This window comes from Dysgonomonas sp. GY617 (assembly GCF_015233815.1).
Lineage (GTDB): Bacteria > Bacteroidota > Bacteroidia > Bacteroidales > Dysgonomonadaceae > Dysgonomonas_A.
In genome coordinates this window covers 12894-38858 of record NZ_JADCLR010000029.1, presented here as the reverse complement: position 1 = coordinate 38858, position 25965 = coordinate 12894, and the positions used below count along the sequence as shown (strand labels likewise).

14 protein-coding genes are annotated in these 25965 nt (G+C 35.8%); 7 read left to right on the top strand and 7 right to left on the bottom strand.

Features of this window, described 5'->3' with window-relative positions:
* Positions 1-22: 22 nt before the first annotated feature.
* The 5 genes from IR022_RS15830 to IR022_RS15810 form a co-directional block, all read right to left on the bottom strand.
* Entirely contained in the window at positions 23-3205 is a 3183-nt protein-coding gene (locus tag IR022_RS15830; protein ID WP_242047194.1) for a SusC/RagA family TonB-linked outer membrane protein, read from the bottom strand.
* Between the two features lie 502 nt (positions 3206-3707).
* Positions 3708-4640: a thioredoxin-disulfide reductase gene (trxB, locus tag IR022_RS15825; protein ID WP_050708535.1), complete on the bottom strand. Its 933-nt coding sequence runs from the start codon at positions 4638-4640 to the stop codon at positions 3708-3710.
* Positions 4641-4767: 127 nt separating this feature from the next.
* Positions 4768-5403 carry a LolA family protein gene (locus IR022_RS15820; protein WP_194204460.1) on the bottom strand — a complete coding sequence of 212 codons (636 nt, stop codon included), beginning with the start codon at positions 5401-5403 and terminating at the stop codon, positions 4768-4770.
* A 227-nt stretch (positions 5404-5630) separates the two neighbouring features.
* Complete coding sequence (locus tag IR022_RS15815; protein WP_194204459.1) at positions 5631-6035, bottom strand: L-rhamnose mutarotase; 405 nt, start codon at positions 6033-6035, stop codon at positions 5631-5633.
* Between the two features lie 29 nt (positions 6036-6064).
* Positions 6065-8593 (bottom strand): FtsK/SpoIIIE family DNA translocase, encoded by a 2529-nt coding sequence (locus IR022_RS15810; RefSeq protein ID WP_194204458.1) that lies wholly within the window; start codon positions 8591-8593, stop codon positions 6065-6067.
* Between the two features lie 532 nt (positions 8594-9125).
* On the opposite strand from IR022_RS15810, the gene IR022_RS15805 reads away from it, so the two are divergent.
* The 5 genes from IR022_RS15805 (at position 9126) to IR022_RS15785 (ending at position 18803) form a co-directional block, all read left to right on the top strand.
* Positions 9126-12191, top strand: a complete 3066-nt coding sequence (locus IR022_RS15805; protein WP_242053297.1) for a SusC/RagA family TonB-linked outer membrane protein — start codon at positions 9126-9128, stop codon at positions 12189-12191.
* Positions 12192-12210: 19 nt separating this feature from the next.
* A complete protein-coding gene (locus IR022_RS15800; RefSeq protein WP_050708531.1) occupies positions 12211-14127 on the top strand; it encodes a SusD/RagB family nutrient-binding outer membrane lipoprotein in 1917 nt (638 codons plus the stop codon).
* A gap of 374 nt (positions 14128-14501) precedes the next feature.
* Positions 14502-16490, top strand: a complete 1989-nt coding sequence (locus IR022_RS15795; RefSeq protein WP_050708537.1) for a glucosamine-6-phosphate deaminase — start codon at positions 14502-14504, stop codon at positions 16488-16490.
* Positions 16491-16571: 81 nt separating this feature from the next.
* Positions 16572-17384, top strand: a complete 813-nt coding sequence (gene nagB / locus IR022_RS15790) for a glucosamine-6-phosphate deaminase (protein ID WP_050708530.1) — start codon at positions 16572-16574, stop codon at positions 17382-17384.
* A gap of 189 nt (positions 17385-17573) precedes the next feature.
* Positions 17574-18803, top strand: coding sequence for a peroxiredoxin family protein (locus IR022_RS15785; protein ID WP_194204457.1), 1230 nt, complete (start codon positions 17574-17576; stop codon positions 18801-18803).
* 78 nt (positions 18804-18881) lie between these two features.
* Here IR022_RS15785 and IR022_RS15780 read toward each other — a convergent pair whose 3' ends face one another.
* Positions 18882-20210, bottom strand: coding sequence for a TIGR00341 family protein (locus IR022_RS15780; RefSeq protein ID WP_194204456.1), 1329 nt, complete (start codon positions 20208-20210; stop codon positions 18882-18884).
* 11 nt (positions 20211-20221) lie between these two features.
* Positions 20222-20968, bottom strand: a complete 747-nt coding sequence (locus IR022_RS15775; RefSeq protein ID WP_194204455.1) for a shikimate dehydrogenase family protein — start codon at positions 20966-20968, stop codon at positions 20222-20224.
* Between the two features lie 834 nt (positions 20969-21802).
* On the opposite strand from IR022_RS15775, the gene IR022_RS15770 reads away from it, so the two are divergent.
* Both IR022_RS15770 and IR022_RS15765 read left to right on the top strand, forming a co-directional pair.
* On the top strand, positions 21803-22720 hold the full coding sequence (locus IR022_RS15770; protein ID WP_194204454.1) for a hypothetical protein: 918 nt from the start codon (positions 21803-21805) through the stop codon (positions 22718-22720).
* 46 nt (positions 22721-22766) lie between these two features.
* Positions 22767-25964, top strand: a complete 3198-nt coding sequence (locus tag IR022_RS15765) for a SusC/RagA family TonB-linked outer membrane protein (protein WP_082204044.1) — start codon at positions 22767-22769, stop codon at positions 25962-25964.
* Position 25965 lies beyond the last annotated feature (1 nt).

Here is a 25965-nt window from a genome sequence, read left to right as displayed (position 1 = left end):
TAAATAATTAATACTCGCGGAATTAGAATTGAACTCCGACATTGAAACCAAAGTTTGCTACCGAAGGAAGTGCTCCACCTTCGATACCTTGTACGTTTCCTGAACTTGTTGTTGCCATTTCAGGATCAAAGCTGCTGTTATCTAATCCAAACATGGCAAGATTACGTCCATAGGCAGAAACTTTCAATGCTTTGATATACTTTGTTGATCGAAGAGGGATATTATATCCAAGAGTAATTTCCCTAAGTTTTATAAAGTCGCTCTTAAAGACGCTTTGTGCAGCAGGACCACTATTAATTGCTCCAGCCCAGTCTTCGGCTTCCAAACGAGTTGTATTAGGAGTACCATCAGCATGCACACCAGCCAGTAACACACCTCCACCATCTTCAACCGCATCACGTATTGGATTTCCAAGTTCATTATTACCCACAGTTCCTGCAAGCATACCCGAATACATACCAAACATATATGAAGTGGAAAAGAATTTTCCGCCAAACTGAGCATCAAATAAAATACTTAGGTCGATACCTTTATAAGAGAAAGTATTAGAGAATCCAACTAATGCTTTAGGATAAACACTACCCAATGGAACATTGCCATCAGTAGAAGCATAGGTTCCATTGGCATTTATGATTCTATTTCCATTGTCATCATATACAAAATCAGTACCCATAAGCACTCCGTATCTATCCCCAACAAGAGCACCAACTTCTACTTTGAAAGGAGCAGCTGCCAATCTAAAATAACCTTCTTCTCTGTTACCTAACAACTCTTTTACTCTATTCTTATTTGCAGAAAGAGTACCTACAACACTCCATTCAAAGTCATTTGTTCTTACGGGCACACCTCGTAACATCAACTCAAAACCCTTGTTAGTAATAGTTCCACCATTAACAACCATAGATGTATAGCCAGTTGCACCTGATAGAGACAACGGTATAATCTGGTCTTGGGTTTCTGAATTATAGTATGTAAACTCAACTCCTACACGATTTTTAAGTAAATTAAGTTCAAGCCCAAGCTCTACAGAATACGTTGATTCAGGTTTCAAATCAGTACTATTCTTTTTATATGGCAATGTATAAGCATGCGAACCATCAAAAGAAGTATAAAATCGGTAGGCGTCATACACATTGTAAGGATCAGTATCACTACCTACTTTAGCCCAACCTAAACGAACCTTACCTAAATCCAACCAATCTTGCTTCAACAATTCAGAAAACAAGAAGCTACCCGTTACCGAAGGATATAGGTATGAATTATTTCCTTTAGGTAAAGTCGAAGACCAGTCATTACGTAAAGTAGCATCCACAAAAGCAAATCCTTTATAACCGAAAGCTGCACTTGCGAATACACTATTAATTGATTTTTGACTTAAGAAATTAGTCGATTTAGCTTGACTTCTTGAGTTATCGAGATTGTAAAACTCGGGTAACACTAATCCTCCTACGCTTTCACCAATCAATCTTGTATATTTACGATACATAATATTACCTCCGGCATTTACATCCAAAGTCATATTATCATTCATTTTTTTAGAGAACATCAATAAGAACTCATGATTTATTTCATGTTGCTGTCTATGTGTCTCACTATAAGAAGATAATTCCTGAGAATACACTGCGTTTCTCTCGTATTGTTTATCACTAAAGTAATCTAGATTTACTTTATATTGTGCTTTTAAGTTAGGTAGTATATTTACTTTTATACCCACATTACCATACAAACGATCACGCGTATCGTTTTGATAATTCATATTACGCGACCAATAAGGGTTATTAGAGTATTGAAGTGTAGGATCATCCCATGCACCTCTATTCCATCCGGCTTGAGTACCATCAGGGAACCTGTAAAGATCTTTAAGCTCTTTCATATCCAACTGACGCTGTCCCCACTGAATAAATTTCTGCATAACGTTATTGTCTCCATATCCTGTATCGGGACGACCTTTAGCCGCTTGGTTCAGATAGGTTACATTTGTAAATAGCTCGTAATACTTACTTGTATTAATACTTCCTGCTACATTAAAGCTGTTTTTATCCAAGCTACTGTTGGGCATATAACCGCTCAATGTCATATTCGTATACGAAACACGAAGACTTGTTTTATCCGTTGATTGTGATAAACTGATATTATTAGTAAACGAAACACCTGTTTCGAAAAAATCATCAATATCGTGTCTAGGACTTACCCATGCTGACGTTGTTGGATCTCCAACTTTACCTCCGGCTTCCCATCTAGCAACATCGTACCACGAAAGATACTGTACACTAGGATCATATTTAGGTCCCCAACTTTCATCAATACCATAATCAGGCACTAAATAAGTCTTTCCATTAATTAGTGTAGGAGTTAAACTATAACCGCCACCATATTCTTTTTGCATCTTGGGCAATTTGTTCACAGTCTCAAACCCGATAGAAGAATTTACGCTAATACCTAACCCTTGATTTTTTTCGCCCTTTTTAGTTGTAATCATAATCACCCCATTTGCTGCACGAGAACCATAAAGAGCCGATGCATTAGGACCTTTCAATACCGAAATATTGGCTACATCATCAGGGTTTATATCCTGAATTAAGTTACCATAATCATAACCTCCGCCACCACGTTGGGTATCGGTACTATTAAAATCTGTTCCTTCAATAGGAACACCGTCAATAACGAATAAGGGCTGATTATTTCCTGAAAGTGATTTTATACCACGAAGCAGTACTTTTGTTGAACCACCCATATTACCTGTAGCACCTGTTATTTGTAAACCGGCAACTTTCCCTGCTAGTGAATTTATTGGATTTGCAACTCCTCCACGAGACTTAAGCATTTCGTCACCATTCACTTCAGCCACAGCATACCCCAACGCTTTTTTCTCGCGAGAGATACCCATTGCTGTGACCACAACCTCATTCATTAATTTGGAATCGTCTTCTAACATGATTCGCAGATCACTACCTACTGCTACCTCTTTAGTCTTCATACCGATCAAAGAAACAACCAACGTTTTTCTTTCAGATGGAACATTCAATGAAAACTTTCCGTCAACATCGGTAACCGTACCAACCATACTTCCTTTAGCTACAACTGAAGCTCCTATTACTGCTTCGCCGGTATCGTCTACGACTACCCCGGATACTCGCGTAGTTTGAGCTAGAGATAACCCCACACTTGCCACTATACAAGCAAAAATCATCATAAATCTTCTCATAAATACCTCTTTTATTAAACTCAATTTGATAAAATAACTTAAAATAAAATTTCAAACAACTTTAGACTACATTATGCAAATGTATTTATATATTCCAAACAGAAAAACACACATCCACAAAACAAGAGCATAAACTATCTATTTGAAACATATTAAAGATAAAATCAATCATATTCATTAATAAAACAATCATATAGTTTCAAAAGAAACTATATCAAAATAAAAGGAAAAGAAAGTAAGAAGAGTAGAAAATAAAAGAATTTTTATAAAAAATACGTTAATTCACTCAGATTTCGTAGAAAGATTTTTTTTGACAAAAAGAAAAGAAAGTATCAGGAATATTTTCTTTTTGGAATAAGGCAATAGAAAAAATCAATGTAAATGATAAAGTTATTTATCCCATATGAGCCTTTTTGAGAGCTATTAACCAAAAAATAAGGTCATAAAAAAAGGAGCCGACAAAAAGTCGACTCCTTTTTCATAGATTATCTATAATTATGCTTTAATCAGCCAAATATCTTTCGGCTTCTATGGCTGCTTGACATCCAGTACCAGCCGCAGTAATAGCCTGACGATAAATAGGATCGGCAACATCACCAGCAGCAAATACCCCAGGTATATTTGTTTTGGGGCTATCGGGTACTCTTTTTATGTATCCGGTCTCATCCATATCTAACTGACCTACAAAAATATCTGTATTGGGTTTATGACCAATCGCCAAGAAGAAACCATCAATATTGATATCAAATTTTTCTTCATTAGCCTCTCCCATATTTCTTACTAAATGAGCTCCTTCAACACCATTCTCGCCAAAAAGACCTAGTGCATTGGTATTAAACAAGACTTCAATCTTTTCATGTTTCATCACTCTATCTTGCATCACTTTTGATGCTCTCAAGAAAGGCTTACGAACGATAAGATATACTTTACTTGCCATTCCTGCCAAATAAAGCGCTTCTTCACAAGCAGTATCTCCACCACCTACTACACCTACCACTTTTTTACGATAGAAAAATCCGTCACAAGTTGCGCAAGCAGATACACCCATACCTGCATATTTAGCTTCATCGGGTATACCCAGATACTTAGCTGTTGCTCCTGTAGATATGATTACCGTATCGGCTTCGATTTCGGTTTTCCCATCTACTGTTATTTTTTTAGGTGTTGACTTCAAATCTGCTGCAGTTACTATTCCAGTACGTATATCGGCACCATAGCGAATTGCTTGCTTTTTTAGATCTTCCATCAATTCTGTTCCGCTTATACCTTCTGGGTAACCCGGGAAATTTTCGACCTCTGTAGTAGTTGTTAACTGACCACCGGGTTGTATTCCTTCATACAAAACTGGAGCAAGATTTGCTCTCGAAGCATAAATTGCAGCAGTATATCCTGCCGGTCCTGAGCCTATAATCAGGCAACGTACTCTTTCACTCATAGCAATTATTTTTGTTTTGTTATTTCAATATTAACCACAAAGATATAGACACCATTTATCAAAACAAACCCTTATTGTTTCTTATTTTCTATTTAAACATAAACAGAATCTATAGCAAATGCGGTTATTAACGCAAATCTATGACTTCAATCTGAGGGTATTCTTTTTTATTAAAAACAAATAGATTATCCAGCAGATTAACGCCTGTTTGAAGTTTGGTTATTATCAATTGATTATTTACACCATCTTTACCAAATGTATTGACCGAGGTAAATATATTGGTTGCTTTATCGATGTGAATAACCATCTTTGTAAATTCGGTTTTCTTCCCTAACGGAATCATTTCTACAACATAGACAGTTTTAGCTTTTTCTTTTTTCTCACCCTTATAATTGAGTTTAAAACCTGCTTTGTATAAGCTCAACAAAACGGATGGACTAACTCCGGCAAGCTCTTCTCCCGTTGGGTTACTCACATTCACCTCATCGCCACCTTTGGCATACACCCACTGTGTTTTTCCGTCAAACCAAGTAATTCCGTCAGGTACATCAATCTTAAATTTATTGCCTTTAAGATAGGCTTTTCCATCTTGGCTATAAACAGTCTTACCTTTTACATCTTCTGTATTTATTGTAAAAGATGCAGTAATACCTCCTGCTTGGTTATACGCAAGATTCGCTTTATCGAGAATACTTTTAGCATCCTGAGCATTTAAACCCAGAACCGAAAAAAGAAATACAAGTATCAATAATTTTTTATTCATAATGTCCTTTTAACTTTTCTCCTTAGACTGATCTTAAACCAAAACGTTTAATTCAACACTTATAGGTTGCAAATCATATCCAATTCGAGTTCCTCAAATATATTACTTATTGAAGAATCTGACAATAATTCGCAGTGAAGAAATCAACTCTTTAGTTAAAAAAGATCAGCAGCAATTAACTCCCATTATTGATAGAGGGAAACCAATAGACTAAAATATCGTAAAGTTTATTTCTCTTTCAGACAATCTTCTAAAGAAAAAATTCGCTCCATCAATTGCCACTTTTCTTCGGAAGTTCCACCTTTCTCAACATCCTGAAACTGCAATACAAAATTTTCCCATTCTGCCTGACGCTCATAGGTCGCTAATTTTCCAAAAGCTTCATCCCAATTAAAATCAAGAGGTGTTTCAACAATCATTACCTCCATGTTTCCAATGAGATAAATTTCCATATCTAATATCCCAGCCTTACGAATACCTTGAGGAATTTCTTTCCAGATATTTCGACTATTGTGCCAGTATTTATACTGTTCCACTTTATCCCCATCCAGTTTCAGCTTAAGAAACTGACAGTAACGTTTAGTTTGAGTTGGGTAAGGCTCTTTAACATACCCTTCTTTAAGGTTTTCCATAGAAACTATCTTGTGAGATTAACGATCTATCAAATAGAACTTAATTTCTGCTCTAAACTATATTCATCCATAATAAGCACTTCTCTTGGCTTACTACCTTGAGTACCTCCTACTATTCCGGCAGCTTCAAGCTGATCCATCAATCGTCCAGCGCGATTATACCCTATTGAGAATTTTCGTTGGATAAGTGATGTAGAACCTTGCTGATGAACAACAATCAAACGAGCAGCTTCTTCGAAAAGAGGATCCTTATCACTCAGATCAACCGAGCCTACTTTATCATCACCTCCTCCATCTCCAACAAATTCAGGCAATTCAAACGCATGAGAATACCCTTGTTGTTTTCCAATATATTGTGTAATCTCCTCAACCTCGGGCGTATCCACAAAAGCACACTGTATGCGCACTAAATCACTACCTTGCGAGAACAACATATCTCCCCGACCGATCAGTTGATTTGCCCCTGACATATCCAAAATAGTACGTGAGTCAATCTGAGACGTCACACGGAAAGCCATACGAGCAGGGAAATTCGCTTTAATAGTTCCCGTGATAATATTGGTTGTAGGACGTTGAGTCGCAATAATCATGTGCATACCCACAGCACGCGCTTTTTGAGCAATACGTGCAATCGGCATTTCTATTTCTTTTCCGGCAGTCATTATCAGATCGCCGAACTCATCTATTATCACAACGATGTATGGTAAGAAGCGGTGACCTTTTAACGGACTTAATCTTCTTTTTCTGAATTTTTCGTTATACTCCTTTATTGTTCTCACACTGGCAGCCATCAACAACTCATACCTATCGTCCATCTCCTTTGTTAGAGAATTCAACGTTTGAGTTACTTTACTTACATCAGTAATAATTGCTTTCTCTGCATCTGGTAATTTAGCCAGATAATGCTTTTCGATAGTTGAATAAATATTAAACTCTACCATCTTAGGGTCTACCAAAACCATCTTCATTTCTGCCGGATGCTTTTTATACAACAACGAAGTTATAATAGCATTCAATCCAACCGATTTACCCTGACCTGTTGCTCCTGCCACCAACAAGTGAGGCATTTTACATAAGTCGAACATGAATATTTCATTGGTGATAGTTTTTCCAAGAGCTACTGGCAAATCATAATTACACTCCTGAAAACGCTTCGAAGCAATAACCGATTGCATGGATACAATCTGCGGATCTTTATTCGGAACCTCAATTCCGATAGTTCCTTTACCCGGCATAGGGGCTATAATACGAATACCCAAAGCTGATAAACTCAAAGCAATATCATCTTCCAGATTTCGAATCTTAGAAATACGCACTCCAGCTTGAGGTACAATTTCATAAAGCGTAATAGTAGGTCCTACTGTTGCTTTAATTGATGTTATCTCAATTCCATAGTTACGGAGGGTATTTATAATTTTATCTTTGTTCGCCTTCTGCTCAGCCATATCAACTCCTTTTCCGGTGTTGTCATAGACTTTCAGTAAGTCTGACGAAGGAAAATGGAAGTTTGATAAATCTTTTGTAGGATCATAATCCTCCATCTCTTCAACATCCGATGCAGTCAACTCATCACGTTCTTCTCTATTTTGAATCGGTTGAACAGGGGGACTACTTCTTTTTTCTTGATATGCTTCTTCTTGAGGAATAACTACCTCAAAATCATCTTCAACATCAATAGATCTAGGCTGTCTGTTCAAAATTGGCTTATTCTGAACAGGAGGCGTATAAACCGGAGAAGAAGACTCTCTTTGCAAATCATTATTTAAAGGAAGGTAGTTATCCTCCTCTAAGCTATCTTCTGCAGCATCTGCCTTGTCTTTTTTTCGTTTAAACCAATTGAAGATTTTACTTAATACTGAGTTCTTCTCAATAATTTCGTTATCCTCTTCTGTTTCCTCAAAATCATCTTCCTCAACCAAATCGCTTTTAGGAACGCCATTCGATCCTGGAAATAGATTTTTAAAGAATCCAACCGATGTTTGTTTCGTTATTATTATAAAAACAACAAGCAGTAATATAATAATAAGTGATACACCAATGCCACCCAAGGCTGTTTCGAGAAGTTGTTCCAAAACCGACCCATGGCTTCCACCCCAGATTATGTGACTATCGGGAAATATCTTGGTCAGGATAAACGAACTAAAAATCGACCCCCAGATAAGAATAAAGGAACATAGAATAAATGCACGAAGGATAGATATTGTTTTAATACCAATCAAGCGAACCCCTATTATTCCTATAAATATAGGTATAACAAAAGAAAATACTCCACAATATTTATTGATAAGCGCCTCAGCAATAAAAGCTCCTCCGACACCTGTCCAGTTACTTATATCCTGCTTATGGATTATTAAATCTATAAAATACTTATTTGCAACCTTGCTTTGATCAGCTGCACCAGTAAAGAAAAAAGAAATCATTCCAATAAGCATAAACAAGGCGATAAAGATCACACATACCCCCATCAGGAAATGTCCTCTTTCGCTACGCAGAAAACGAAGTATATTTGACGTCGCTTTAGCACTCTTTTTTTTCTTTTTACTCTTTTTTGCAGGCATATACATTTCTTAAATAAGAAACAAAGATACATTTTTTCATTGTAGAATCAATATAGATAAAACATAGATCGTTCAGCAAAACTTCGAAGACATTTATGAGCATTTCCTTGAACCTTGTTTTATATGTTTAATAACATGCCTGCTCAGCAAACCAAAAGCAATAGCGTCATCATAACACCCACCAAACATCTCACATGCAATAAGATGCAATAAAAAAAGTGATCACAAAACATGACAAACAACAACAATATCCGGGAATGTTAATTAACAGTTCTAATTTTGTAAAAGATAAGAAGCTATATAGTTTTGTCACACAAATATAAATAGTAGTTAAAATAATCAATAATACCAAGCAAACAACACCAATCTAATCTATTTAAAACAAAACAATTAACTCACCAAAAGGAAATCTTTAATTTATATATTTTCACTAAAAAGCGGCGTTATGGAAAACAGTAAGCACATTAAACAAACAAAAGTACCCAAAAGAAGAGGGCTCAGTCTACTCTATCCTATTGCGATGGTACTAGTCATGCTACTTTCAGGCATGACATTAAATGCACAAACAGGAGGAAAGATTACAGTATCAGGTATTGTAACTGATGCCACAGGCGAAACTCTTATTGGAGCAAGTGTAGTTCAAAAAGGAACGACTAATGCTTCGATGACAGGACTAGATGGCGACTATAAACTTACAGTACCATCTGATGCTACATTGGTTGTAACTTATGTAGGCTTCAATCCTCAAGAGATTCAAGTAAACGGAAGAACTAAAATCGACATTATTGTATCTGAGAATACCAAACTTCTTGACGAAGTTGTTGTTACTGCCTTAGGAATAAAAAGAGATAAAAAGGCATTAGGATACGCAATGCAAGAGCTAAAAGGTGATGCTCTATTAGAAACCGGAGAATCTAACATTGTAAATTCTCTATCAGGTAAAGTTGCAGGTCTTCAAATCGTACGTTCGAGTAACGGAATGGGAGGATCTTCAAAAATCCTACTTAGAGGAAACAACTCTTTAACCGGAAACAACCAACCTTTAATTGTTATTGACGGAATACCGATGGATAACTTTACAGGTGGTGTTGATGATCCTTTTGGTATGAACGGAATGGACATGGGTAACGGTCTTTCGGATATTAACCCTGATGATATCGAATCAATGTCGGTACTTAAAGGTGCATCTGCAGCCGCTCTTTACGGATCGCGTGCAGGTAACGGGGTTGTTCTTATTACCACAAAATCAGGAAAAAAGACACAAGGAGTTGGAATCACAGTTACTTCGGGATTAACCGCAGAAACTATTTTCATGAAACCTGAAATGCAGAATTCTTTTGGTCAAGGGACCAGAGGCGTATTTGATAGCCAAGACAGAAATAGCTGGGGACCACAAGTGGGTGTAGACAATGACTTAAGCACATACGATAATATAGATGCTTTCTTCAACACAGGTTTAGCATTTAACAATGGTGTAAGCTTCCAACAACAAGTAAATAAAACTTCAATATTTACATCTATAAATCGTCTAGATGACAAAGGAATGACTCCTGAATCTAAACAAAACAGAACCAGCATCACAATGCGATTAACATCTGCACTAGATGATTCTGACAAATGGATATTGGATGCAAAAGCAAATTACATCAATACAAATACAAATAACAGACCAATACAAGGAGTAAATCCTGCCAACCCATTTAACACTATCTACACATTACCCAGATCTATCAATATCAGAGATTGGGAACAAGCAGTAGATGCAAATGGCAATATGATATGGTACGATGAAGGCAAAAGCCCACAAGAAAACCCATATTGGGCTACCAGATACAGAAGAAATCAAGATAACAGATACCGTCTACTAGGTACTGTTTCTTTAAAATACAAACCTACTGACTGGTTTGATATTGAAATTAAAGGAGGAACAGACTATTATACAACGAATGCCAATGAAAAAGTATTTACAGGAGGTCCTACCAAACCAAGAGGTACTTATGGCGAGAATTCGGAAACTTTCTATGAAAACAACTACAGTTTCTTATCTTCTGTACATAAAGACAATGTAATTGATCGTCTAGGTGGATCTTTCTCTTTTGGAGGAAATCTTATGATTCAAAATAGAAAGAAATTAGTAGTAAGCCCTGAAGAGTTACTTGTTCCTAATGTATTTACTCTTACAAACTTAATCAAGTTACCAAAATCTTCGAACACGATTGTTCAAAGAAAACTGAATTCATTTTATGGCATGTTCCAATTAAACTGGGATGGTTATCTGTTCTTAGATGTAACAGGCAGAAATGATTGGTCATCAACTATGAGCAAAGAAAACAGATCATACTTCTATCCATCATTCAGTTTCTCTGGTGTAATTTCAGATATGCTTCCAAAACTTGGCAGTAGCCTACCTGAGTTCATTTCTTTTGCAAAAGTAAGAGCTTCTTATGCAGAGGTAGGTAATGATTTAGATCCTTATCAATTATACAATAATTTCCAGGTAAATCTAGATCCTAATGGAAACCCTATTGCAAATACTAACAATGTACTTTATAATGACAATCTGAGAAGTGAGTTAATTAAGTCATACGAAGTTGGACTTGACTTAAGATTCTTCAACAACAGATTAGGCTTAGATGCTTCATGGTACAAAATGAACTCAACTCGCCAACTATTGAATATCGCTTTAGACCCATTCTCTGGATATGCTTCTAAGAAAATCAATGCAGGAGATATTCAAAACGAAGGTTTCGAGTTAACTCTAAATGGTACAATCTTACAGAACCAAAAAGGTCTTAACTGGGATGCTACTGCTAACTTCTCTACAAACAAGTCTAAAATTAAATCTTTGACTGATGGTGTTACTCAATATTCGCTTGCAGACCGCTTCTCTGAAATGAGAATTTATGCAGAAGTAGGTGGTGCTTACGGAGTAATGTATGGAACAAAATACCAACGCGTTGAAGATGAATCAAGCCCATACTTCGGACAAATCATTACAGACCAACAAGGACTTCCTCTTACAACTAACACCCAAGGTTATTTAGGTAACCAAAGTCCTGATTGGATGTTGGGTATCACTAACAATTTCGAATATAAAGGATTTAACGTAAGCTTCTTAGTCGATATGCGTGTTGGAGGTAAAATATTCTCGGGAACAACTGCAATCTTACATGCCAATGGTAATGCTAAAGGAACAGCTGTAAACGGAAGAGAAGACTTTGTTGTGCCAAACACTGTAACATCCGACGGTAAAGGTGGATATGTAGAGAACACTACACCTGTAAGTCCTCAAGACTACTGGGGTCGTCTAACTCCCGGAAACTTTGGACTTGGAGAAGCCTTCACATATGATGCTACAAACATCCGTCTTAGAAATCTAACTTTAGGCTACAGTTTCAATAAAAACTTCCTAAAAAACACACCTATCCAAAAACTACGTGTATCTGCTACATGTAATAATGTATGGATGATCCATAGTAACATTCCAGGAATTGACCCTGAATCTGTGGCTTCAACAAACACAAATGCGGTAGGATTCGAAAACTTAGCTTCACCTACGACTCGTTCTTATATGTTTAATTTAGTTGTAGGATTTTAATTTAAAAAGAAGATAAAATATGAAAACAAAGAATATAATATACACAGGACTATTTTGTCTGGCATCTCTCTTCTCAGCATGTAGTGATTTTGAAGACATAAACAGAGACCCAGGAGCAGTAGGACAAGGTGACGTAAAGCCTCAATGGCTATTGAACAGATCTATAATTGAAACACAGATGGACCCAAACATAGCTGAACGTATGTTTGTTCTAACATGGAAAGGCGCTGCACGTTTCGATCGCAATGGAGGTATCACAACGGGTTCGGACGACAACTCATGGATCACAGAATACCTTTCTACAGGTTACTCAGTGGGATGGCTTAGAGATGTAAACCAATCTATATCTGTGGCAAACTACCATATTGCAAACAATATCAACTCTAGCTCTGCCAATAATGTAATCCAGATGGCTCGTATATGGAGAGCATATCTACTATCTGAAGTAACAGATGGATTTGGCCCAATACCTGCACTTGATGCATTTCAAGGTGTAAACCCAGAATACAATAGCGAGGAGCAGATCTATACATTTATCCTAAAAGAATTAAAAGAAGCTGAAGCTGCTTTATCGGACAAAGATGCCAATGGCAATACTATTGACATGTCAGATGTAAAAGAGTCAGATCCTTTCTTCGGTGGAAAAGTTGCCAATTGGAAAAAATACGCTAATTCTCTTCGCATGAGACTATCTATGAGATTATCTGTTGTAGCTCCCGCTGTTGCTAAAGAAAATTTTGAAGATGCTGCTTCTAAATCATTTATTTCAGAAAGTGCAGATATTGCACAAGTAGCCGAGAGAGACGGATGGGATGCACTTACAGGGGTAATGAGTCGTTCGTGGAACAGACAAGTAATGTCTACTACATTCAACAATCTTACTGTAGGATTAGGTGGTGTTGACTTTCCTGTACCCGCTTCATTAAAACCTTATTTGAAAGATAGTAAAAACTATTTAGGATTAAAACTTGATCAACATTTACCGGCAACAACTAATGATCCTGTGGCGATCTATTTCCTTGATGGAATTCCTCAAAAGATAGACCCTAGAGCTGCTAAATTAAATCACATACCCGGATATGATGATGGTGTAATTTATTCTGACATAATAGGCTTAGCAACAACTGCTAAACTATATCCTACTGAAACTATAAAAGACACTATTGTTCTTACAACAAAGTATACATGGAATACATATGTTTCGGGTTCATGGGATAAAAAATCAGCTATATCTTCAAATTTAATATCTCAATACAAGAACTTCCCTTGTTTATCTAAAGTGTATAGAACAAGTACAAGCAAACGTGTATTCTTTGGACCATGGGAAAGCTACTTCTTGCTAGCAGAAGCTGCAGTATATGGATGGACAGTACCAGGAAGCGCACAAAGCAATTACGAAAAAGGTGTTGCTGCCAGTCTTGAATATCACAATTTGAGTAGCACTTATGGTGCATATATCACGTCTACAGATTATAACAGAATTGGAACTTCAGTGGCATTTAATCATACTACAGAAGCTCAAAGCTATACTGCTAACTATGTAGATGGATATACAGGACAAGCTGGAACAACCACTTACAACTATCCTAAGAACAGCATTTACAAAGATGGCGTAAACAATGACCATTTGACTAAGATTATTACTCAAAAATACATTGCTCAAGTGCCTTGGTTGCCTCTTGAAGCGTGGTCTGACCACCGTCGCTTAGGACTTCCATTCTTTGAAAACCAAGCTGTTGAAAAAGATTATGACCCTACAACTCAAGTGCCTTTAACAACGGCAACATCGAGAGAGTCTAGATTAGAATTTTTCCCAAAACGCTACAGATACCCTGCTAACCTAAAAGCTAGCAACTTGGCGGGCTACGAACAAGCTCTTCAATTATTGGGTGGCGAAGATAGAACAACTACTCCTTTATGGTGGAATAAGAGATAATACTCTTTAATCAATAACAAAAACGGCTGTAGGAATATTCTTACAGCCGTTTTTTATTTAAGGCATTATCTTACTTTAGATATATGGTAGTAATTCCCGAAAAATAAGAGGCATTAGATACAAACAAAGAACAAAAACAAGACGGAATCCACGCAAACCGAAAAGTTAATTAACAAATAGAAAATTTTAATAAGTGATCAGATTATAAAATAACCCAAGATATTGACAGTCATATACACAGTATCACAAAAAAGTACCTAATTTTCATTATAAAGATGAAAAATAGCTTTAATCGAACGAATATTCTGAACATTAAAATGCCTATCTTTGTTAGAGATGGTTCAATCTTAAATATAACCGAAATAAAAAAAGATATGAAAACAGATTTAAGCTCTCAGATTACGTTAGAACGGATACCTCAGAGATATTATCATCCGACTAATGCTTTTGAGCAAACAGCATTGACGCGCTATGAAAAAATTGACACACAAATCTACGAGTCATCAAAAGCAGCATCTAATTATGTTGCCCGTAAAATTGGCGAAGAGATTAGAAGAAAGCAAGAAACTAAAGAGTATTATGTACTGGCTCTTCCCGGAGGACATTCGCCACAAACCATTTATCAAGAACTGGTAAGATTACACAAAGAGGAAAAACTAAGTTTCCAGAATGTTGTAATTTTTAGTGTGTACGAATATTACCCCCTTCAAAAAGGATCAGACAGCAACCTACAATTATTAAAAGATCTTCTTTTGGATCACGTTGATATAGATTGGACTAAAGTATTCTCACCTGATGGTGAAGTTGCAAAAGACCAAATCTTCTCACATTGCAAATCTTACGAAGATAAGATCGAAAGCTTTGGGGGAATAGATCACCTATTACTAGGTTTAGGTAGAGGTGGAAATATTGGTGTGAATATCCCCGGATCGAACATCAATTCTCAAACTCGCCTTATTTTACTTGACAACCAATCACGTAAAGAAGCTACAAACACATTCGGATCGTTAGATAAAGTTCCCGAAAGTGCTATTACTATGGGTATCTCAACCATGCTAAAGGCGAAAAAAATCACCTTGATTGCTTGGGGAGAAGATAAAGCTCACAGTGTAAAAGATGTAGTAGAAGGCAAGAAGAGTGATGCAATACCAGCTTCATGGTTACAAAATCACCCTAATGTAAAAATATTTACAGATCTTAATTCAGCATACGATCTTACAAGAATAAGCAAACCTTGGCTTGTTACAAGTTGTGATTGGACAAATCAACTAATCCGTCGTGCCATTGTATGGTTATGCTTCGAAGTAGACAAACCAATCCTTAAACTGACAAATAAAGATTATCAAAATAACAGCCTTGGCGAACTGTTAGCATTATATGGTTCTGCATACAATGTGAACATCAAAGTATTTAACGACCTTCAACACACCATCACTGGATGGCCTGGAGGAAAACCAAATGCAGATGACACAAATCGCCCAGAAAGAGCAACTCCATATCCAAAACGTGTAATTATATTCAGCCCACACCCTGATGACGATGTTATTTCGATGGGAGGAACATTCCAACGTTTGGTAAATCAACATCACGATGTGCATGTAGCTTATCAAACTTCGGGAAATATAGCCGTAGGTGACGAAGAAGTTATTCGTTATGCATCTCTTATGGAGAATGTTCGTGCTAAATATAATCCGAATGACACGATTTTAAAGGAAGAATTAGCAAAAGTTCTCAACTTCTTAATGAAGGAAAAGAAAGCAGGAGATGAAGATACTGCAGATGTATTATTCATGAAAGGACGTATCCGTCGTGAAGAAGCTACTGCCGGATGTCGCTTTGTGGGAATAAAAGATTCAAAAATCAAATTCTTGGATCTTCCTTTCTACGAAACAGGTAAAGTAAAGAAAAATCCAATATCTGAAGCCGATGTTAAGATTGTCAAAGAATACTTGCAGCAAATCAAACCACATCAAGTATTTGTTGCGGGAGATTTAGCCGATCCTCACGGAACACATAAAGTATGTCTTGATGCAATTCTTGCTGCGGTTGATGAATTGAAGAACGAAAAAACAGAATGGTTAAACGACTGTCGTTTTTGGATGTACCGCGGAGCTTGGGCTGAGTGGGAAATTGACTTCATAGAAATGGCTGTTCCAATTTCTCCTGAAGAGCTACGTTCAAAACGTTTATCTATCCTTAAACACCAATCTCAGATGGAAAGTGCTCCATTCTTAGGTAATGACGAGCGTTTGTTCTGGCAACGTTCTGAGGACAGAAATCATGCTACAGCTGAGTTATATCGCAGACTGGGATTAGCATCTTACGAAGCTATTGAAGCATTCGTGGAATACAAGCCTCTTTAACCCTCAATAATAAGAAAGAAAGATAGGCTTGCATAAAGTCTATCTTTCTTTGTAATATGAAAACCATAAACACTATACAACATGAGATTAATTATTCAGTCAGATTTTAGCAACCTATCGCAATGGGCGGCAAATTATGTTGCAGCAAAAATTAATGCAGCAAAACCAACGGCAGACAAACCTTTTGTATTAGGATTACCTACCGGATCGTCTCCGCTTGGGATGTATAAAAGCCTTATTGAATTAAATAAAAAAGGAATTGTTTCGTTCGAAAACATAATCACATTCAATATGGATGAATATGTAGGTTTACCACAAAACCATCCACAAAGCTATTACACATTTATGTGGGATAACTTTTTCAACCATGTGAATATCAAAAAAGAAAACGTAAACATTCTGAATGGTAATGCGGCAGATCTTAACGCAGAATGTGCAGCATACGAAGCAAAGATGAAAGCAGTAGGTGGTGTTGATCTATTCTTAGGAGGTATAGGTCCCGATGGACATATCGCTTTTAACGAACCCGGATCATCATTATCTTCGAGAACCCGTATAAAAACATTGACAAAGGATACAATTATTGCTAATTCAAGATTCTTTGATAATGACATTAATAAAGTACCTAAAACTTCTGTTACAGTAGGAGTAGGAACGATATTAGATGCAAAAGAAGTATTAATCATGGTAAATGGTCACAACAAAGCAAGAGCATTGGCTCAGGCAGTAGAAGGATGCATTAACCAAATGTGGACTATTACAGCATTACAACTTCACGAGAAAGCAATCATTGTATGTGATGAAGCTGCAACCGAAGAGCTTAAAGTTGGAACTTACAGATACTTCAAAGATATAGAAGGTGAGAACCTTAACCCTGCTTCGCTATTGAAATAAGGTTATAAACCTTTTACAAGATATCTATAAAAGCAGTTCTACATAATATAGAACTGCTTTTTTGGCAAATACCATACTTATGGGATTTTATTTTACAAAATTCAATCATATATTTGCATTTCGGTCAGCCTTTCCAATTAGAGGTTTACGAATTACTATATGTATGTAAAATACACAAAATAGATAACAATGAAAAAATATTTAATACTGGGATTATCTGCTGCAATAGGACTAGCCTCTTGCAAGAACGATAAACAAGAGACTACAAAATTAAAAGACGGGAAATGGCATGCCGAATTCAATGCAAAAGACGGAAGTATTCCTTTTTCGTTTGAAGTAGAAAAGGGCAATTCAGATAGTTTAGCTGTTGTCACCCTAATAAATGGAGCCGAACGTGTTCCACTAGAAGGTATAACATACAGAGGAGACAGCGTATTTATCCCAATTAAAGCATACGATACTGAACTTAGAGGACAAATAAAAGGAGATACTATTACCGGATTATTCAGTAGATTATTCTCCGAGAATGACAAAGGGGTAGAATTCAGAGCTGTATATGGTGATAATCCACGTTTCTCTACAGAAGGTACTTCAGCTGATTCTTTAGATGGAAAATGGGATATTCAATTCATCACCGAAACAGAGACAAAAAATAATGTTGGTATATTCAGCCAAAAAGATGGTATTCTTACAGGTTCTATCTTAACTAATTCGGGCGACTTCCGTTACCTTGAAGGAGTATCCGACAAAAACGGATTCAGACTCTCTGCTTTTGCAGGCTTAAGCCCATATCTTATTCAAGGTAAATTCATCGATAAAGATAATTTTGAAGGTGAATTTATTACTGCAAGAGGTAGCCAAAAAATCAAAGGAACTCGCAATGCAAATGCTCGCCTTGCAGATCCTTACGGACTTACTCAACTGAAAAAAGGATATAACTCTATTGATTTGAAATTAAAAGATCTGAAAGGTAATGAAGTTTCGCTGACTGATCCAAAATTCAAAGACAAAGTAGTTATCATTTCCGTATTAGGCAGTTGGTGTCCTAATTGTTTAGACGAAGCTGAATTTTTAGCTCCTTGGTATAAAGAAAATAAAGATAGAGGTGTAGAAATTGTTGGTCTTGCATTTGAACGTAAAGATGACCCCGAATATGTACAAAAAGTTCTATCTAATTTAGTTAATAAATACGGTATTACTTACGATGTTCTATTTGGAGGAAAGATAGCTGACTCAGAAAAAGTATTAGCTGCACTAGATGGAGGATTAAAAAGTTATCCGACAACTATATTTATAGATAAAAAAGGTGTTGTTCGAAAAATCCACACAGGCTTTAACGGACCTGCAACAGGATTATTCTATGACGAATTTAAAGCAGATTTCAACAAACTAGTAGATGAGTTGCTAGCTGAAAAATAATAGTGTTTTAGGTTTTATGGGTAAAAAGAGAAAGGGAGAAGTTGCGCAACTTCTCCCTTTTATATTTTCAAGATAACTTCAATTATTTTCTTGAAAGAACATCATTATAAGATTAGTACTTAATCGTTTTTTTAGCCATTCTTCTATCTTATCCTTTTCTTTCGTATTAAGAGGTTGCTTCTTTTTCAGGGTAAATATAACCACATTTGTTTTCAACCGCTGCACCGCTGTATCTTTTGAATAAGTAAAACCTTCGGAATAATTGCATGATTCTATTTGCGGATATAAAGGAGCAATCTCCAGAAGTAATTGCTTACCTAATAAAAACCTATTTTTTATACTATCTGTCTTTAATTCGTTTTCTTTTAGCAATATAGTTAATCGATTAATCTCCTGTCTAAGGCTATTTTCTTGTATAAGATTTTTATCCTTCTGGTCAGGCTCAAAAGAAAGCCCCTGCTCTACCTTAACACCGACAGTATCTATCTGAAAGTCGAGAGCTCTATCAATAATATTTTTTTTATCCTCATCAGTAAATGAGGTTCCTCCATATATTAAATGTATTTGCTTCTTGTCTGCTTTAATTTCATTCTTTAGCAAATAATTTCCTTTATATATACTCACACTCTCTGTGTATCTTTGAGCATTGATCGTAAATTTTTCATCCTGAACCAATTTATACCCCAAGTATATACTCGGAAGAATTGTAATAGTCAATATTACTGATATTATCTGGTTAATTCGTTTCTTTCTTATATCCTCAATATTGCTGCGTATCGGAAACTTCAGAAGCTGGGCTACCACCGTAGATGCTAAGGCAATACACACAGTATTGATAGTAAAGAGATAAAAAGCACCAAAGAAAAAGTTAAGCTGTCCCGTTGCCAAGCCATATCCGGCAGTACAAAGAGGAGGCATCAAAGCCGTAGCAATAGCAACTCCGGGAATAACATTCCCCTTGTTTTTACTACTTATGGCTATAATTCCTGCGAAACCACCAAATAAAGCAATCAACACATCATAGATTGTAGGACTTGTTCGAGCTAACAATTCAGATTGAGCATTTGATACAGGGCTAATCATAAAATAAAGTGTAGATGCAACTAAACTCGCTCCTACTGCAAATGTGAAGTTCTTTATAGAACGCCTAAAAAGTACATGATCGTTTATTGCAATACTGTACCCCATTCCGGTTATTGGTCCCATCAAAGGAGAAATAAGCATAGCTCCTATAATTACAGCTGTTGAGTTTGTATTCAAACCAACGGAGGCTATAATAATAGCAAACACTAAAATCCAAAGATTAGTACCTTTAAATATGATACCTTTCTCGATACTTTGATGAATTTCATCAAAATTCTCAATTTCACTTTGTAGGTTTACGTATTTCAATAATTTGCGAATCATACTTCTGAATATTAGATGTCATTCCAAATTTTCCACGCTGCTATGGCTTGTAATTGAAGCATTTCTCCACCATTCTTTATTTTAGCTCCCTGCTTTTGTCCTAATTCCAGAAATTTTGTAACTGGAGGATTATACACTAAATCATAAAGCAAATGAGAATCAGTCAGATATTCATACGGAATAGCAGGACATTCTTCTACATTTGGAAATGTACCCACAGGAGAACTATTCACTATAACTTTATACTCGGATAATATTTCCTCAGTAAGATCATCATAGGTGAAAGAATCCCGACGGGCCGTACGTGAAACAAATTTAGATTCTATCCCCAAGCGTTTGAGTCCATACTTTACAGCTTTCGATGCTCCACCCGTTCCTAAGATCAAAGCTTTGGTATGTAGCAGAGGGTCGATCATCGGCTCTATCGAATTCTGAAATCCTATCAAATCTGAATTATAACCTTTTAGGATTATACTATTCTCTTTTCTTATTACCTTAATAACATTAACAGCCCCTATAGCTTTAGCTGTATCATCCAATTCATCTAGAAATTGAATTACCTGCTCCTTATAGGGGATAGTTACATTCAAACCCTTTAGATATGGATCTGAGGTTATGATCGAAGGAAGAGTATTTATATCAGATATTTCGTAATTAGAATATTCTGCATTAATATTTTCTGTCTCAAACTTTTCTCCAAAAAATTTAGAAGAAAAAGAATGTTTAAGAGGATAGCCTATAAGTCCGTATTTTTCCATTAGATAATTATTTGTAAGCAAAAATAATCATTTACTGCTTATATGGAAAGATAATAGCGTATTTACTAGTTTCAAGAGGAAAGACACCCACACAATAGAAAAAATTGAGTTAAATATGAGGTTTTTCAAAATAAAATATAGCATTCTATAATAGACTTAGCCAATTCTACATAGATAAAAAAAAAGGATTCTCTACCATTAAATAAAAAGAGAAAATAATGATTAAAAATCTTATTAATAATGTAATAAAGAAAAGACAACAGAAAAACTAGAATTCTAGAGTTTTTAAATATTGATTCTACTCTGCTTTAATTTAACACTTTTTCGGGACAAATCCAAATAAAACACTCGCTATTTTCACGAAAAAGAAGGAAACTTCAATTTTTGTCCGAATTCACCTCTTTTTAACCGAACAATCCCCCCTTTTTTTATTTATAAACAAGAAATCTACCTACAAGTAAATATATCAATAACCTCCCCGTGACTATTAGTTGCCAAAAGAAATATACCACATCTATGGTATTTTCCAATTAGCATATATTGGCTTCTTTTGTGAAAGAATTTTAATACTCAGTTTTAAAGGTTTATCATTAATAGTTTACAAGGTATGAAATCATTATTTTTCACATCAATAAATCAAAATTATTCAACACAAGAGGACGCGTCTCTATCTTGTTTATCATCGGCTAATCAAGCTGTGGAAGCTTTACTTACCGATATATATTGTTGTCCGCATATGCGAATGTGCATGCCTTGCTAATCAACTTCCTCCAATTTATAAGGTCATTTTATACCGACCATTTTATTTTATCAAAAAACAAAAAAAGAATCAATATGAAAACTTCAAGATATATAAAACTAACATTTATTGCTACTTTACTATTAGTAAGTACATCTATACTAGCTCAGAATTCAGATAACACGCTATATATAAAGGGAGCTAACTTTACTCACCCAATATTAAATGCTTGGATAAACGAATATAGCAAAGTTAACCCTAATGTAGTTATTAAAGTGGCTGATCGCAATACAAACAGCGAGGCAATAGATATAAGTGTAGTTACAAATGAGAATCAAATAAAGAATCCTGCACAACAATCATTGCAAGTTGCAAGATATGCTATTCTGCCTGTAGCAAATAAACAAAATCCTCTTTTCGAAGAAATAAACAACAAAGGTTTGGACAGAAATAAGCTCAAACAATTGTTTTTCGAAAAAGATATTGATGATTCGGGCAAATATCCTTTTAAAAACGAAGTTACAATCTACTCAGGAAGCTTAGAAGCATCTAACTCTGAAGTAATTTCGGGATATTTTGGTAAAACCGGAGATCAGCTAAGAGGCAAAAAAATAGCAGGAGATGATATTTTCCTTATCAATGCATTGAAGAAAGATGAATCAGGTGTTGCTTTCAATTATCTTTCATACATATATGATACTAAAACCCGCGAATTAAAAGAAAACATTGCAATACTTCCAATTGATTTGAAAAAAGACCAATGGCAAGCAGTGAATTCGGGTATAGATGCAACGCTTTCTTTATTAGAAGGTGAAAAAATAAATCTTATTCCAATCGAAACTGTTAGTTTGGCTTTTGACGAAAAACTACCTAAAGAAGTTCAAAGCTTTATTGAATGGATTGTTACAGATGGTCAAAAATTGAATCATGTTTACGGATTTCTTAATATCGACTCTAAAGAGAAAAGGAACATCCAACAACAGATTATCAACTATGCCAGCTTAGAGAAATAAACCGATTTTACTACTTGACTCACGAATAAAAAAAAGACTAAATCATATGCTGTACTCACAATCTCAATCGCTATATAACATAGCGAAAGCACTCTTACTGACTCTATTTTTACTTGGAGGAACTGTAATTTATGCTCAGACAACAATACACGGAGAGGTTTACGACAGAAGCCGCCTACCTCTACCCGGAGTTTCTATAACATTAAAATCATCGGCTAAAGTAAATACTGCAACCGATTTTGATGGCAAATTTTCAATAAAAGTATCAGAAGAACTTCCCGTTACTCTAGTTTTCAATTTTCTTGGATACAGAACTCAAGAAGTGGATGTTTATGATAGCAACGAACCTATCAGTGTAACTTTATCTGAAAACAACAATCTTCTGGATGAAGTTGTAGTTACTGCTTTAGGTATTAACAGAGAGAAGAAATCATTGGGTTACACCACGCAAGAGCTAAAAAGCGATGCATTACAAGGCAATAAAGAGCCTAACTTACTTAATTCATTAGCTGGTAAATTGGCAGGTGTACGTATCACTAACTCTCAAGGAGATATGGGATCGTCGCGTATCGTTATCCGGGGTGAAACATCTATTGCCGGAAACAATCAACCTCTATTTATCGTAGACGGTATACCTGTAGATAATTCGCAATTGAATTCTGGTGGAGCTACTCGTGACTTTAGAAATGCAATAGCCGACCTTAACCCTGAAGATATAGAATCGATGAGTGTACTTAAAGGTCCTAATGCAGCAGCATTATACGGATCTCGTGCAGCACAGGGTGTTATTCTGATTACTACTAAAACAGGTAAAGGACAAAAAGGAATTGGTGTATCGTTCAATTCTGGTGTAATTGTTTCTACGGTAGCAAGTCTTCCTGAGTTCCAAAACTCATTCGGACAAGGATCGAATGGCTTATTCAGCTATGTTGATGGTAAAGGTGGAGGTATAAATGATGGAGTAGACGAAAGTTGGGGTCCAAGACTTAACGGACAACTTATTCCACAGTTCTTCTCAAATGGTGTAGCTGTTCCCTTTGTAGCTCATCCAAACAACGTAAGAGACTTCTTTAATACTGGTGTTACATTTAACAATGGTGTATCGGTATCTGGATCTGATGATAAATATAATTTCCGCTTAGGTGTAAATCACGAAAATCAAAAAGGGATAGTACCTAACACTCAGATTAAGAAAACCAATTTCACGATTAATACAAATTATCAAGTAACTAAAAGAATCAAAGTAGGAGCTACTGCAAATTACATTATAAGCGATGTTCCTAACTTACCGGGAGGTCCATCGGGAGGACGTGCTGCAGGCGTAATGCTTCAATTCCTATGGTTTGGTCGACAAGTTGATATAAACGAATTAAAAAACAACAGAGAGCAAAACTGGAACAACAGTTATTATAGCAACCCTTATTGGAATGCATACTATAATACTGTTGAACAAAAAAGAAACAGAATTATTGGGGATGTACATGCAGACATTAATCTTGCTAAAGGTTTAGATTTTAAATTCCGTACAGGAACTGATTATTATAACGATCGCCGCAAATACCAAATTAAATATGGAACTAACGGTACTCCATACGGATCGTACGCAGAAGATGCATATACTGTAAGCGAAAACAATACAGAAGGTATATTGACATATACGCGTGATCTGACTAAAGATCTAAAATTGGATGCTCTTGGTGGATTCAATATCATGAATAATACTTTTGAGAATAATTATCAAAAAGCTCCAAGATTAGCTGTTCCTGATCTATACACACTTACCAATTCAAGAGATCAGTTAATATCTACAAATGAATTTAGAAAGAGAAGAATATATAGTGGATACGGCTCTATTCAACTGGGTTATAAAGGATATGCATATTTGAATATTACAGGTCGTAATGATTGGTCATCAACATTACCTCGTGATAACAGATCATATTTCTATCCTTCGGTAAATGCCAGTTTTGTTTTGACTGAAGCTCTAAATATTAAAAGTGATGTATTGAACTTCCTTAAATTACGTGGAGGATGGTCTGAAGTAGGTAAAGATGCAGATCCTTATCAATTGGCTACTATCTATAATTTCGAACCTGCTTTTGAGGGAAATCCTATTCAAACATCATCTAAAGAAAAAAACAATCCTAATCTTAAACCAGAAACAACTCGTTCTACTGAGTTTGGATTAGAAACAAGTTTGTTTAAGAACAGAGTTCGACTTGATGTTGCAGTGTACAATACAAATAGTTTTGACCAGATTCTTAAAATAAAAACATCTGCAGCAAGCGGATATACTTCTCAGTTACTTAATGCAGGTAAAATTAACAACAAGGGTGTTGAAATACAATTAGATGTTATTCCTGTTCAGACAAAAGACTTTAAATGGAATATTGGCTTAAACTATTCTAAAAACAAAAGTAAAGTTGTAGTTCTTGATCAAGACGGTTTAATTGAAAATTACGAAATCGGAGCATCGGGAGGTGTACAAGTATTAGCATCCATAGGTCAAAAATATGGTATCCTTTATGGTACTGGTTATTTGAGAGATGGCAGTGGTAATATTATAGTGGCATCAAACGGTTTACCTAAAGCCGACCCTGAAAAGAAAGTATTAGGACAATATACTCCTGATTGGTTAGGTGGTATCTCTAATACATTCACATACAAAAATATCGACTTTTCATTCCTTATTGATGCCAGCATTGGTGGAAGCATTTACTCTGGAACTAACAGAACAGGTAATTACACCGGAGTTTTAGAACAAACTCTTACAGGTCGTGGTGCAGAATATGGAGGTATTCAATACTACTACGCAGGCAATGATACTAAAGGAAATAAAATTCCGGTAAATGGTGGTCAAGCTCCAAGCGGAGTAAATGTATATGACGATGGAATGATATTCGGAGGAGTTCTTGAAAATGGTAATCCAAATACAACTATAATCAGTGCACAAGAATACTATAAAGCTTCTTACAATATCAACGAAGCTTATGTATATAAAGCAGATTATATAAAGTTCCGCGAAATAAAACTGACATATACTTTCACCAAGAACTTTACCAAGAGTATAGGTTTACAAGGTGCTAATATATCAGCATTTGGTCGTAACTTATTCTTTATATACAAAGATGCACCAAATATCGACCCCGAAACAGCATTCAATACAGGAAATGCACAAGGGTTAGAAAGTTTAGCATTACCTACAACAAGATCTTTTGGTCTTAATCTGAACTTACAGTTTTAAG